Source organism: Paractinoplanes tereljensis (genome assembly GCF_016862435.1).
In the GTDB taxonomy this organism is placed as follows: Bacteria; Actinomycetota; Actinomycetes; order Mycobacteriales; family Micromonosporaceae; genus Actinoplanes; species Actinoplanes tereljensis.
Genome location: NZ_BOMY01000002.1, coordinates 182,610 through 195,118, shown reverse-complemented (window position 1 = coordinate 195,118; position 12,509 = coordinate 182,610). Strand labels below are relative to the sequence as shown.

The window sequence follows — 12,509 nt, the reverse complement described above, 5'->3', positions numbered from 1 at the left end:
AAGCCGGACGGCACCGGCGTCCCGTCGCACCTGCGTGGCGAGGTGCGGTCGTCGTCCTGTGCTGGATCGTGGTGATGCTGGCCGCGCCCCGCTCGGCGCCGTCCGAGCTGGTGCACGGGATCGCGCTGTTCGGGCACCTGGTGTCGGTGGTGGTCGGGTTCGGGGCGGTGCTGCTTGTCGACTGGTTCGGGCTGTTGTGGCTGACCGGTCGCCGGCCGCTGGCCGACGTGTTGCGTACCGCCCGGGGCGCGCACGTGCCGACCTGGCTGGGCTTCGCCGGGCTGCTCACCACCGGACTGTTCCTCGGCCCGCCGGCCGTGCCCAAGGCCGTTGCCGTGCTGGTCGTCGGGATCAACGGGGTGTACGCCGCCCGGCTCCTGCCGGAATTGTCCGGCCGGCCCGATCTGCCGGTCCGGCTGGTCGTCCGGGCGGTCGCCGCCACCGCGATCTCCCAGCTGGCCTGGTGGACAGCGGTCGTGCTCGGCTTCCTGAACACCAGGTCGTGAGGCGTTGGCGCCGGGTCGGGAGGCGCTCACACCGTGGAGCGGGCCGTGAATTCCTGGATCGCCGCCAGCAGCAGGTCCGGTGACTCGATCTGCGGCAGGTGGCCGGTGTGGGGGAGGGCCCGGAACTCGGCGCCGGGGATCGCGGCGGCGAAGGCTCGGCCGTAGTCCAGGTCGGCTATCCCGTCGGACTCACCCCAGACCACCAGGGTCGGTTGCGTGATCCCGGCCAGTCGGGCGTGCAGGGACGGGTCGACGAAGGACTGCTCCCCGGCGTACACCTGAAGGGTTTTGCGGTTTTCCGGGTTTGGTGGTGGTGGTGGTGGGGTGAAGCGGGACGGGTCGGCGTAGCTCAATTGGGCGATCTCGGGCATCGAGAGGCTGAAGAAATCCGCGACCGGGTGGCCCGGGACCTCGATGCCCACCGCGTCGACCAGGACCAGGCGGGACACCCGGCGCGGGCGCAGCAGTGCCAGCTCGGCGGCGATCCAGCCGCCGATCGAGTTGCCCACCACGGTGACGTCGTCGAGGTCGAGCTCGTCGAGTTGCGCTGCGTAATGCTCGGCGACGTCGCGGATCGTGGTCAGGCCGGCCGGGCGCGGGGTGCCGTCGAAGCCGGGGTGGGTCGGGGCGAGCACGTCGGGCAGTCGGCCGGCGAAGGCGGCCACCGAGGCCGGGCCGGCGCCGCCGTGCAGCAGGAGGTAGGTCATGCCGACGACGCTAACTCAACATGTTGATATAAACAAGCTGAGATAGGGTTGGCGGCATGGTCAGGCCCATCACTCAGATCGGACTCGCGGTCAAGCGGCTGCAGCATCGCCATCACCGGGCGAGCGACGCCGCCCTGGCCGGCCTCGGCATCTCGCTCGTGCAGTGGGATGCGTTGCGGCACATCGCGGAAAATCCCGGCGCCTCGCTGCACGACCTGGCCCAGCTGACCTTCCAGAGCGACCAGGGGTTCGGCACGCTGGCCAACCGGATGGTCGAGCGGGGCCTCATCGAGCGGATCGCCGGACCCGGGCGGGCGGTGCGTCACCAGGTCACCGAGCGTGGGGATCAGCTGAGGGCCGAGGCACAGACGGTGCTCGAGGGGATGCTGACCGAGTCGTTCGCGGCGTTGAGCCCGGCCGAACTGGCGACCTTCGACCGGTTGCTGCAGAAGCTCGTCCAGAAACCGTAAGTGGGGGAGGGCGGCGACGGAGGTGGTGGGTCCTGCGTCGCCGCCCGGCTCTTACTTGCTGGGGGCAGGCACGTCACACTTGATCTTCGGGTTGATGCCGAGCCAGTTCAGCGGCCCGGCCACGACGGTCACCAGCACCGTGCCCGTCTCGGCACAGCTGGTGGCACCGTCGTCCTTGAAGTAACCGCGCTCGTAGGCGGCTACGCCGCCCAGGAGCAGCCAGATGATCAGAATTACGGCGCCGATCGAACCTGTGCGCATCGGGGGTCTCCTCGGTAAGGGGGATGACCCGGGATACCCCACTCGCTTCGATCTTTAAACGGGCTCACCGGTGATGGTGGACGGAAGCCGGATGGTGATCGTGGTGCCCGCCCGCGGAGTGTCGTCGAGGGTGACGGTGCCGTGATGGGCCTCGACGATGGCGCGCACGATGCACAGGCCGAGTCCGGTGCCGGGGATGGCGGTGTGCCGGGCGTTCGCGGCCCGGTAGAAGCGTTGGAACAGGTAGGGCCGTTCCGCCGGGGGGATGCCGATCCCGGTGTCCCGGACTGTGATGGAAACGGCCTGCTCCTCGCGGGTCATGGCGAGCGTGACGTGGCCACCGTCGGGGCTGTACTTCACGGCGTTGGACAGCAGATTGTCCAGGACCTGCCGGAGGCGTTGCGGGTCGCCGCTGGTGACGAGTGCCTCGGGGAGAGCGGCGGTCACCGTGACGCCGTTCGCGTCGGCCGACTCCTTGATCTGCTGGAGGGACTGGCGAGCGATCGCGGCGAGGTCGGCCAGGCCCGGGCTGACCTGAAGATGCCCGGATTCGAGGGCGGCCAGGTCGAGCAGGTCGTCGACGATCGAGCGGAGGGCGCCGGTGCCGCGGGCGATCGCCTCGTACGCCGCGTGGGCCTCCCCGGGGTCGGCGTGGTCGGTGCCGGTCTCGGCGAGGAGCATGTCGACATAGGACGAGATCACCGTCAGTGGCGTACGCATCTCGTGCCCGACGAGCGACAGGAAGTCGTCCTTGCCCCGGGCCACCTCCTGGACGAGCTGTGCGCTGCGCTTCTGGGCGATGAACTGCCCGAGCTGGTCGCCGATCGCGGTGAGCAGGGCGGTCAGTGCCGTCTGATCGTGTTCGGCACCTCCGGCGAAGCAGATCAGCAGCCCGCGGACGTGCCCGCCGGACGGGATCGGCGTGGCCACCATGCTGTGCAGGCCGGCTCGGGCACACCGCCGCATCCACGGGTCGTCCGCGTAGCTGCGGAGGTAGGCGCTGTCGGCCATGTCGGTGACCCACAGCGGCTTCGCGGTGGCCCACGCGGTGCTGCTGACGCCCCGCCCTTTCTGGATCGGCCGGGCGACGAAGTCGGCGAAGTCGTCACCCAGGGTGCTGTGGTGTCCGGCCGGGTGCATGGTGTTTGTCAGCTCGTCATGCAGCCACAGTTCGACGTGCGGCCAGCGCAGCGTCTCGGCCACCGCCCGGGTGATGTCGGTGGCCGAGACGGCCACGCTGCCGGTGCGGGCCACGGCGGTGGCCACCGCGAGCTGGCATTCGCGGAACCGTTCGACCCGGCGCTGGCCGGTGATGTCGACGCAGGTGACCACCGCCCCGGCCGGGCTTCCGTCGGGGTTGACGATCGGTTGCGCGCTGGCGAGTTCGGTCCGCACCGGCCGGCCGGGCACCATCACCAGCATCTCCTGATCGGCCACCACCTCGCCGTCCATCGCACGCATCAGCGGCGTCTGCGGGGCCGGCAGCAGGGTGCCGTCGGTCCGGTGCAGGTGCGCGGGCGCAGCCCGCACGAGGTCGGCGACCGTCGCCTCGTCGGGCAGGCCGTGCATCTGCCGCATGGCCCGGTTCGCCACCTGGAGCCGGCCGTCGACGTCCATCGCGGCGACCGGTGCGGCGAGACTGTCCAGCAGGGCGGTCAGGAAACCGCGCTGGTGGCCGGCGTCGCGTTCGGCATGCGACTGACCGGTCAGGTCGGCGAGGAACACGCAGACGAACGGCCCGGAACGTCCGCGCAGCGTCGACACCACCGCCCGGACCGGCAGTTCGTGACCGTCGCGGTGGCGGATCGGCACCCGCTCGATCCAGCCGCTCTGCGGTCCGGCCGCGGCGATCAGCCCCGGTAGACCGTCCCGGAACCGTTGCCCGGAGGCCTCGGTCAGCAACAGCTCGTCGAACTGCCGTCCCTGGGCTTCGGCCCCGGACCAGCCCAGCAGCGCCTGCGCGGCCGGATTCCAGGCCCGCACCGCGCCGGTGGCGTCGACCGCGACGAACGCCTCCTGCACACCGTCGAGGACCGCGGCCGCGTCCAGCCCGGCCAGCACGTCCGGGTCGGTGCCGGGGTACTCCTCGGCGGCCGGCAACCCGGCCAGCAGCGCGGAGATCTCCACCAGCAACTCGAGGTCCGCACCCGTCCAGGCCCGGGGGACCACGTCAACGACCAGAAGCGAGCCGACGGTACGGTCGGCGGTGTCCCGCAGCGGAACCCCGGCGAACGCCCGCGCGCCGAATTCCACCGCCAGAGCGTGGTCGCGCAGGTCGGGATCGGCGCTCATGTCATCGGACGTCACCGGATGATCGGCACTCACGACGTATTTGCACACCGAGTACGCCACCGGTATCGGAGCGCCGGCGCTCAGGACGGCCGGCAGGCCGAACGAGCCGACGAAGTGTTCCTCGTGCACATCCATGACGGCCACGATCGCCATCGGCGAACCGGTCAGCCGGGCTGCCAGCCGGGCAATCGCGTCCAACGGCATCGCCAGTCCCGGCAGCAACCGTCGCGCCCGTCGCGCGGCGGCCAGCCGCTGCGGATGTTCCAACACCGTCATGTTCACGTTCGGCATACCGATCCCCACCATCCCCGCCACCAACGTCAAGGGCACGCCGGGGTCTGGGGCGGGCATACGTCGATCTGATGATCCTCGGGTTTCCGATCGTGCGATGCGACTCGCCGAATTCGGCCTATTTCTTCACCGCCTGCAGCGTGTAGCTGTGCGGGAGCCGGTCGGGATTGTCGGTCAGTTGCCATTCGCCGCCCGACAGCTCGTGCATCCGGCCGGGCAGGGCGAGCCACGGCACCGACTGATGCTCCACCAGCCCGGTCAGCGTCATCCCGGCGTCCAGCACCGCGCTGACGATCTCGCCCAGTCCGTGGTTCCACTCGTGGGTGGTGGTGTGACTGAACTCGGTGTCGGTCTCGACGTAGGTGCCGTCCGAACTGAAGATCAACGGCTCTGCCGGCTCGAAGTACGGATATTTGACGATCAGGTCGGAACCGGGAGCCTCCTCGTCCAGCGTCCACAGCATCGGGTGACCCTCGCGGATGAACAGCCGCCCACCGGGCCGCAGCAGCGACGCCACCACCCGGGCCCAGCGCGCGATGTCGGGCAGCCAGATCAGCGCGCCCACCCCGGTGTAGACGAAGTCGTAGCCGGTGCCGGCCGCGGCCACCGCGTCATAGACGTCCGACTGAACAAATCGGATATCCGGGGCGATCTTGCGAGCCTCGTCCAGCGACTTCCCGGAGAAATCCAGCCCGGTCATCGAGGCCCCGAGCCGGGCCAGCGACAAAGTGTCGGTGCCGATGTGACATTGCAGATGGATTCCGCGCTGATCGGTTAGGGGGCCTAGTAGCGGGACGTCGAACTGGACGGTCTCGCTCAGGTACGACGGGTCCTCGGCCATGCGGGACACGGGATAACCGGGAGAGGCGGCGTGTGCGGATGCGCGCTCATCCCAGTTGGCCCGATTGACGTCGAGATAGTCGGTCACGAGGGCACGATAGACGCCACCCGGCCACCAGCGCCGTAGAGTTTCCTGGGCAAGACCACGAAGAGGGGTGCGGGTTTGGAGAGCAGGCGTACGACGGTGCGTGACGTGCGCCGGGCCAATCGGTCCAGCCTGCTCACCGATCTGTTTCAGGGCGGGCTGCAGTCCCGGCAACAGCTGGCCGGCACGACCGCGCTCAGCCAGGCCAGCGTCAGCAACCTGATCGGCGAGATGCTGGAGGAGGGCCTGGTCGAGGAGGCCGGCCTGGTCGGTTCGGACGGCGGCCGCCCCCGGGTGCTGCTGCGGGTGCGCCCCGGCTTCCGCTACATCGTCGGCGCCGACGTGGCCGAGACCAGAATCCTGGTGGAGCTGTACGACCTGGCCATGAACCGCCTGGCCGCCGCCGAGTTCGAACACGACGACGACCCGGAACAGGTGGCCGGCCTGCTGATCGCCGGCCTGGGCGCGGTGATCGCCGAGGCGAAGCTCGAGGAGAGCCAGGTGCTCGGCTTCGGCGTGGGCGTGCCCGGCGTGGTCGACCAGGACGGCGTGGTCGACGCCCAGTCCACCGGCTGGGACGCGGTGCCGCTGGGCGCGATGCTGCGAGCCGCCACCGAGGTGCCGATCTTCGTGGAGAACGGCGCCAAGACCTTCGGCCAGGCCGAGATGTGGTTCGGCGCCGGCCGCGGCGCACGGCACGCGGTCATCATCATGATCGGTACGGGCGTGGGCGCCGCCGTCGTGATGGACGGCCGTGGCTACCGGGGCGCCAACAGCAATGCCGGCGAGTGGGGCCACACCACGCTGATCTACAACGGCGAGCTCTGCCGCTGCGGCGCCCGCGGTTGCCTGGAGGCCTATGTGGGCGCCGACGGCATCGCCCGCCGGCTGGCTGCCGCAACGGGCGAAGAGCTGACTCCCGACCTGCTCCCGCGCCTGCTGGCCACCGACCCGATGTCCGCCGAGGCAACCGAGGTCTTCACCGAGACCGCCGGTTTCCTGGGCGCCGGCATCGCCGACCTGATCAACCTGTTCAGCCCCGAGCGCATCGTGCTCGGCGGGATAGCGGGTTCGGTGTTCGGAGAGCGTTTTCTCGCCGAGATCCGGGACGCCGCCGCCCGCCACGCGCTCCGCCGCCCCTATGCGCTCACCAGCATCGAACTGTGCGCGCTGGGCATCGACGCGGTCGCGATGGGCGCCGCCACGCTGCCGGTCGCGCAGCTTCTCGCCGAGGGCGGCCTGCCCGAGCCGGAGGAGCCGATGATGGCCATGCCGCCGCGCCCGCGCCGCCCACCGGAGCGATCCCGGCGCTGAAAACTGCCACTAGCGCCAATAGGTTTGCTGTGGAAACCTATTGGCATGACCGCTGAATCGATGCCTGCTGCCGGCGATGCCCGCCGGATGCTGTCGGACATGCGCGCCCTCACCCACCGGGTCCGCCTCGACCGGCGAATGACCTGGACCGCGCTGCTGGTGCTGGCCGTGGCGACGCTCGTCGCGATCCCGTTCGACTGGTTCGGGATGTGGGTGAACTGCCTGCCGGACGGGGGCTGCCAGTTCGCCCGTAACGGCATGCTCTGGTACTGGCCGGCCGCGTCCTTCCTGGCCTACGCGGCGATCGCCGTCCTCTACGTGCGCGCCGCCCGGGCCCGGGGCCTGGGCACCCGAGTCCTGCCGTACGCGATCACCGGCGCCGTGACGAGCCTGGCGTTCCCGGCCGCGTGGGTGGCGCTCGACGCCTACTTCTCCGACCATCCGTACCCGGAAGGGCCGCTGCCGTACTGGTGGTTCGTGCTGGACCGCCTGGTCATGCCGTGGGGCATGATCGGGATCTCGCTGCTGGTGCTGGCCTGGCTGGAACGCAACCCCGCGCTGCTGGCCTTCGCCGCCGGCTACCTGGCTCTGGTGTTGCTGGTGCTGCCGATGGGCGACGGTTTCGGCTCGCCGCACTTCGGCATCCGGCTGGGCATGGCCCTGCCGCAGCTCATCGTCGGCGTCGTGCTGTTGCTGGGGGCGTTCGGCTTCCGGCGAGCCGCCCGGCGACCGCGGTGACGGCCGTGACCGGCACCGAGGGCCCGGACGCCGCGCACCCGGTCAACGGGCTGGACGAGGTGGTGCACCAGCGGGTGCGGCTGGGGATCCTCACCGTCACGCACGAGGCGCGCCGGGTCGAGTTCGGCTATCTGCGCACCCAGCTGGAGCTCACCGCCGGCAACCTCTCCAAGCACCTCAGCGTGCTGGAGGAGGCCGGGCTGGTCGGGGTGGAGAAGGGCTACGAGGGGAAGCGTGGCCGCACCTGGATCACCCTCACCCCGGCCGGCCACACCGCGCTGGCCGACGAGATCGGCCGCCTCAAACAGCTCATCGCACGTGTCGAGATGGGGGAATGATGACTACTCGCCGGCAACTGCTCACCGCTGCCCTGGCGGCCGGGGTCGCCGTGCCGCTCGTCGGCGCCGGGACGCCCCCGGCCCGGCTCACCCTGCCCGCCCCGACCGGGCCGTTCCGGCTCGGCACGGTGGCGCTGCACCTGGTCGGCGACCGCGAACTGATGGTCAACGTCTGGTACCCGGCGCGGGACACCGGCCGGCACCCGCTCGCGCCGTGGCTGGAGGCCGCGCCGCTGCGGGCGCTGCTGGCCTCGGCCGGGCTGGACGCCGACGTCGCCGGGCCCCGCACCGCCGGTCACCAGGGAGCTCCGGTGCTGCCGGGCGGCCGCCGACCGGTGGTGGTGTTCTCGCACGGTTCCGGCGGGCACCGCTCGGAGACCACCATCGTGGTGCAGGAACTCGTCAGCCACGGCTACGTGGTGGTCACCGTGGACCATCCGCACGACTCGTACGGCGAGTTCCCCGACGGGCGGCTCGTCGTGCCCGACGACGACGTGTCGACCACGCCCTGGACGCACGCGGAGGACGTCCGGTTCGTGCTCGACCGCCTCGAGGAACTGGCGGCCGGCCGTAACCCCGACGCCGAGCGCCGCCCGCTGCCGGCCGGGCTGGCGGCCGCGCTCGATATGGGCCGGATCGGGATGTTCGGCTGGTCCAAGGGCGCGACCGCGGCCGCCCTGATGATGAACGCCGACCGGCGGGTGCGGGCCGGGCTCAGCCTGGACGGCCCGATGCAGTCCCAGCCGCCGATCGCCGACCTGTACCGGCCGTTCATGCTGATGACCGCGGAGTTCACCCGGACCGCCGAGGACTCCGGGGTCGCCGAGGCCTGGCCGCACCTGCGTCGATGGCGGCTCGAGGTGCACGCCGAGGGCGGGCTGCACGGGGCGTACTGCGACCACCAGTGGCTGATCCCGCAACTGGCGGCGATCACCGGGATGAGCGACGAAGACCTGGCCGGCTGGATCGGCACCCTCGACCCGGGCCGGGCGGTGCGCATCCAGCAGGCGTACCCGCTGGCCTTCTTCGACCTGCACCTGCGCGGGCAGCGGCAGCGCCTGCTGGAAGGCCCGAGCCCGGCTTTCCCGGAAATACAATTTTGAGGCCCGGATGCGGCCGCGAACGAAGGACTCACGACCGCATCCGGGGGCTTAAGAACCGCGCACACGGCCGATCGTGTCGCGGAACCAGAGGGCACTCTGCTTGGGCGTGCGTTCCTGGGAGGCGTAGTCGACGTGCACGATGCCGAACCGCTTCGCGTACCCCTCGGCCCACTCGAAGTTGTCCATCAGGGACCACGCGAAATAGCCACGCACGTCGGCCCCTTGAGCCCGCGCGTCGGCGACCGCCCCGATATGTGAGGCCAGATACGCAGTCCGGTTGTCATCGGCGACATATCCCGAGGAATCCGGCTCGTCGGCAAACGCGGCGCCGTTTTCGGTGATCACCATGGGCAGGCCCGGGTAGTCCTTGTGCAGCCGGACCAGCAGCTGGGTGAAGCGCTCCGGGGTGATCGGCCAGTCCATCGCCGTCCGCGGAGTGTCCGGCAGCACCGCCCGCACCACCGGCTCACCGAGCGCGTCGTGCGTGTTCCCGTCCAGGTCGGTCCCGGCGAAGTCCTGTCCGAAGTAGAAGTTCACCCCGAGCACCTCGAACGGCGTCGAGATGATCTCCAAATCCCCGTCCCGGACGGGAAAGGCCGACCCGCGCGAGGCCAGCTCGTCGACGATGTCCGCGGGATAGCGGCCGTACCGCAGCGGGTCCAGGTAGATCCGCAGCCCCATGCCATCGGCCCGGCGAGCAGCTTCGCGGTCGGTAACCGTGTCCGTGAGCGGGTCGGCCGTGCCCATGTTGAGGGTGATGCCGAAGGTGTGCGCACCGGAGGATGAAGCAGCGCGCATCCGCTGGGTCGCCAGGCCGTGCCCGAGCAGCAGGTGGTGCACCGCGAACAGCGAGTCGTCGAAGTTGCTGCGCCCGGGCGCGTGCACCCCCACGTGGTAGCCGAGCCAGGCCGAGCACCACGGCTCGTTCAGCGTGGTGAACGTGTCGACCCGGTCCTGCAGCTTGTCGAAGACCAGGGACGCGTAATCGGCGAACCGGTAGGCGGTGTCCCGCAGCGGCCAGCCGCCGGCGTCCTCGAGCTCCTGCGGCAGGTCCCAGTGGTACAGCGTCACCCACGGGTCGATGCCGGCCGCCAGCAGCTCGTCCACCAGCCGGTCGTAGAAGGCCAGGCCGGCCGGGTTGACCGGGCCGCGCCCACCGGGCTGCACCCGGGGCCAGGACACCGAGAACCGGTACGAGTCCACGCCCAGGCTCTTGATCAGCGCCACGTCGGCGGGCATCCGGTGGTAGTGGTCGCACGCCACGTCGCCGTGTTCCGCGTTGTGCACGGCGCCCGGTTTCCGGCAGAACGTGTCCCAGATGGACGGTGTTCGGCCGTCCTCGGCCGCGGCGCCCTCGATCTGATACGCAGAGGTGGCGACACCCCAGCGAAAGTCGGCAGGCAGCCCGGTGACCGGGGGGATGACGATGCTCGGTGCGGTGGTGGGATTCATGTCTCTCCAAGTGGGGATGGGGAAAGGGGGCCGGTCCTCGGGAGATCAGGACCGGCCCCCTGCGTCATCCGACGGGCTGCTCGGCCGGATGCAGCCAGCACGCGACGGAACGGCTGGCTCCATCCGGAGTGTCCGGGCGGCCGAGCACCGGGATGGCGCTGTCGCAGGGCTCGAAAGCCTTCGGGCAACGGGGATGGAAGGAACAACCCGCGGGCATACCCGCAAGATCTGGCGGGGAGCCGGGGATGCCGGCGAGCTCCCGCCGGGGACCGCGCAGGGCCGGGAAAGAGCTCAACAGACCTTTGCTGTACGGGTGGAGAGCGTCCCGATAAATGGTGTTGGCGGGTGCCTCCTCGACGATCCGGCCGCCGTACATGATGGCGATCCGGTTCGAGAACTCGACAAGCAGCGACAGGTCATGGGTGATGAAGATGACCGAGAAGCCGAGCCGTTCCCGCAGTTCGATCAGCTGGCCGAGGATCTGCCGCTGCATCACCACGTCCAGGGCGGTGGTCGGCTCGTCCATGATGACCACCTGCGGCTGCAGGATCAGCGCCATGCCGATCATCACGCGCTGCCGCATGCCGCCGGAGAGCTGATGCGGGTACGCGTCCATCCGGTCGGCCGAGATGCCGACCAGCTTGAGCATCTCCCGGGCGCGGGCGGCCCGGGAGTGCGCGCTCATCGACGGCTCGTGCGCCTTGAGCACGTCCATCAGCTGGGTGGAGATCTTGTGCACCGGGTTGAGCGAGTTCATCGCGCCCTGGAACACGATCGCCGTCTCGGCCCAGCGCCACGCCCGCAGGCCGTTGTCCGACAACGCGAGCACGTCATAGGGGTCGCCGAGAGCCGGGTGGTAGATGACCTGGCCGCCGGTGATCACGCCGGGCGGGGCGAGCAGCCGGGTCAGGCCGTAGGCCAGGGTCGACTTGCCGGAACCGCTCTCCCCGGCCAGGCCGAGCACCTCACCCTTGTGCAGGGTCAGGCTGACGTCCCGGACGGCGTGCACGGCCCGGTCGCCGAGGCCGTAGTCGACGTTGAGGTTGCGGATCTCGAGAACCGGTTCTGCCATCACTTGGCCTCTCGCATCACGGGGGTGGCGGCCGAGTTCTCCAGCACCGGGGTGAAGCCGATCCGCATCCGTACGGTGTGGCCGGAGGCGGTCTTCAGCTTGGTCTTTCCGGCGCTGCGCAGCCGCGGGCTGACGAACTCGTCGATGCCGAAGTTGATCAGCGACAGGGCGGTGCCGAGGCACGCGATGGCCAAGCCGGCCGGCACGAACCACCACCAGGCGTGCTGCCCGAGGGCCTGCTGGCCCTGCGCCCAGAACAGGATGGTTCCCCAGTTCCAGCCGTCGTTGGAGGTGATGCCGATGAACGCCAGGGTGATCTCGGACAGCACCGCGTAGATGACCGTGCCGACCAGACCGGAGGCGATCACCGCGGTCAGGTTGGGCATCAGCTCGAACACGATGATCCGCCAGGTCGTCTCGCCGCTGGCTCGGGACGCCTCGACGAAGTCGCGCCGGCGCAGCGAGAGGGTCTGCGCGCGCAGCACCCGGGCGTTCCAGGACCACGAGGTGAGGCCGATGACCACGGCGATCAGGGTGTCGCTGGCGTTGTTCAGCACCGAGGTGATGATGATCATCAGCGGGATGGCCGGGATCACCAGGATCACGTTGGTCAGTGCGGACAGGCTGTCGTCGGTCTTGCCGCCGAGGTAACCGGCGGTGACCCCGATCAGCACACTGAGCGTGGTGGCGATCAGGCCGGCCAGGAAGCCGACGTACATCACGCTGCGGGTGCCGACCAGGATCTGGCTGAAGATATCCTGGCCGAGGTGGGTGGTGCCGAACCAGTGCGCCGCCGACGGGCCCTGGACCAGGTCGTTGCTGCGGCCGCTCGGGTCGTACGGGGCGATCCACGGTCCGATGATCGCGAACAGCACGTAGAGGCCGAACACGATGAGACCGGTGGCCGCCTTCCCGTTGCGTACGAACAGGAATCTCTGCCTTTTGGCCTTTGCCGTCTTTGCCGGTTCGGCCGAAGGCTGGGCCATCGCGCCCTGGCCGGGAATGACCTGCTCGATGCTGGAGGTGGGGATCGTCATCGC

Annotated in this window: 13 protein-coding genes; 6 read left to right on the top strand and 7 right to left on the bottom strand. The window is 70.1% G+C overall.

The genetic code is table 11. The annotated features are described in order from the left end of the window. The first annotated feature begins 68 nt into the window (after nucleotides 1–68). Nucleotides 69–506, top strand: coding sequence for a hypothetical protein (locus Ate02nite_RS02235; RefSeq protein WP_203798097.1), 438 nt, complete (start codon nucleotides 69–71; stop codon nucleotides 504–506). A gap of 26 nt (nucleotides 507–532) precedes the next feature. Here the strand turns inward: Ate02nite_RS02235 and Ate02nite_RS02230 are convergent, their stop codons facing one another. Continuing rightward, nucleotides 533–1,213 (bottom strand): alpha/beta fold hydrolase, encoded by a 681-nt coding sequence (locus tag Ate02nite_RS02230; RefSeq protein WP_203798096.1) that lies wholly within the window; start codon nucleotides 1,211–1,213, stop codon nucleotides 533–535. A gap of 56 nt (nucleotides 1,214–1,269) precedes the next feature. On the opposite strand from Ate02nite_RS02230, the gene Ate02nite_RS02225 reads away from it, so the two are divergent. Beyond that, the gene (locus Ate02nite_RS02225) at nucleotides 1,270–1,683 is read left to right on the top strand and encodes a MarR family winged helix-turn-helix transcriptional regulator (protein WP_203798087.1); all 414 of its coding nucleotides are present in this window, start codon (nucleotides 1,270–1,272) and stop codon (nucleotides 1,681–1,683) included. A 51-nt stretch (nucleotides 1,684–1,734) separates the two neighbouring features. Here Ate02nite_RS02225 and Ate02nite_RS02220 read toward each other — a convergent pair whose 3' ends face one another. From Ate02nite_RS02220 to Ate02nite_RS02210, 3 genes are all read right to left on the bottom strand, one after another. Further along, a complete protein-coding gene (locus Ate02nite_RS02220; protein ID WP_203798079.1) occupies nucleotides 1,735–1,944 on the bottom strand; it encodes a hypothetical protein in 210 nt (69 codons plus the stop codon). A gap of 54 nt (nucleotides 1,945–1,998) precedes the next feature. Continuing rightward, nucleotides 1,999–4,542, bottom strand: a complete 2,544-nt coding sequence (locus Ate02nite_RS02215; protein WP_203798077.1) for an ATP-binding protein — start codon at nucleotides 4,540–4,542, stop codon at nucleotides 1,999–2,001. A 103-nt stretch (nucleotides 4,543–4,645) separates the two neighbouring features. Next, nucleotides 4,646–5,455: a class I SAM-dependent methyltransferase gene (locus tag Ate02nite_RS02210; RefSeq protein WP_203798073.1), complete on the bottom strand. Its 810-nt coding sequence runs from the start codon at nucleotides 5,453–5,455 to the stop codon at nucleotides 4,646–4,648. Between the two features lie 105 nt (nucleotides 5,456–5,560). Here Ate02nite_RS02210 and Ate02nite_RS02205 point away from each other — a divergent pair, with 105 nt between their 5' ends. The 4 genes from Ate02nite_RS02205 to Ate02nite_RS02190 are packed head-to-tail and all read left to right on the top strand — an operon-like array spanning nucleotide 5,561 to nucleotide 8,945. Further along, nucleotides 5,561–6,766, top strand: a complete 1,206-nt coding sequence (locus Ate02nite_RS02205; RefSeq protein ID WP_239147064.1) for an ROK family protein — start codon at nucleotides 5,561–5,563, stop codon at nucleotides 6,764–6,766. Between the two features lie 45 nt (nucleotides 6,767–6,811). After that, nucleotides 6,812–7,504, top strand: coding sequence for a hypothetical protein (locus tag Ate02nite_RS02200; RefSeq protein ID WP_203798071.1), 693 nt, complete (start codon nucleotides 6,812–6,814; stop codon nucleotides 7,502–7,504). Next, a complete protein-coding gene (locus Ate02nite_RS02195) occupies nucleotides 7,501–7,842 on the top strand; it encodes a winged helix-turn-helix domain-containing protein (RefSeq protein WP_203798070.1) in 342 nt (113 codons plus the stop codon). Before Ate02nite_RS02200 ends, Ate02nite_RS02195 begins: the two co-directional genes overlap by 4 nt. Further along, nucleotides 7,839–8,945: an alpha/beta hydrolase family protein gene (locus tag Ate02nite_RS02190; protein WP_203798069.1), complete on the top strand. Its 1,107-nt coding sequence runs from the start codon at nucleotides 7,839–7,841 to the stop codon at nucleotides 8,943–8,945. Before Ate02nite_RS02195 ends, Ate02nite_RS02190 begins: the two co-directional genes overlap by 4 nt. Nucleotides 8,946–8,993: 48 nt before the next feature. On the opposite strand, the gene Ate02nite_RS02185 is transcribed toward Ate02nite_RS02190, so the two are convergent. The 3 genes from Ate02nite_RS02185 to Ate02nite_RS02175 all read right to left on the bottom strand — a co-directional run bounded on the left by Ate02nite_RS02185 (nucleotide 8,994) and on the right by Ate02nite_RS02175 (nucleotide 12,506). Beyond that, nucleotides 8,994–10,397: a GH1 family beta-glucosidase gene (locus Ate02nite_RS02185; RefSeq protein WP_203798067.1), complete on the bottom strand. Its 1,404-nt coding sequence runs from the start codon at nucleotides 10,395–10,397 to the stop codon at nucleotides 8,994–8,996. Between the two features lie 64 nt (nucleotides 10,398–10,461). Beyond that, nucleotides 10,462–11,469 carry an ABC transporter ATP-binding protein gene (locus tag Ate02nite_RS02180; RefSeq protein ID WP_203798065.1) on the bottom strand — a complete coding sequence of 336 codons (1,008 nt, stop codon included), beginning with the start codon at nucleotides 11,467–11,469 and terminating at the stop codon, nucleotides 10,462–10,464. Next, nucleotides 11,469–12,506 (bottom strand): ABC transporter permease, encoded by a 1,038-nt coding sequence (locus Ate02nite_RS02175; RefSeq protein WP_203798063.1) that lies wholly within the window; start codon nucleotides 12,504–12,506, stop codon nucleotides 11,469–11,471. Before Ate02nite_RS02175 ends, Ate02nite_RS02180 begins: the two co-directional genes overlap by 1 nt. Between the last annotated feature and the right edge of the window lie 3 nt (nucleotides 12,507–12,509).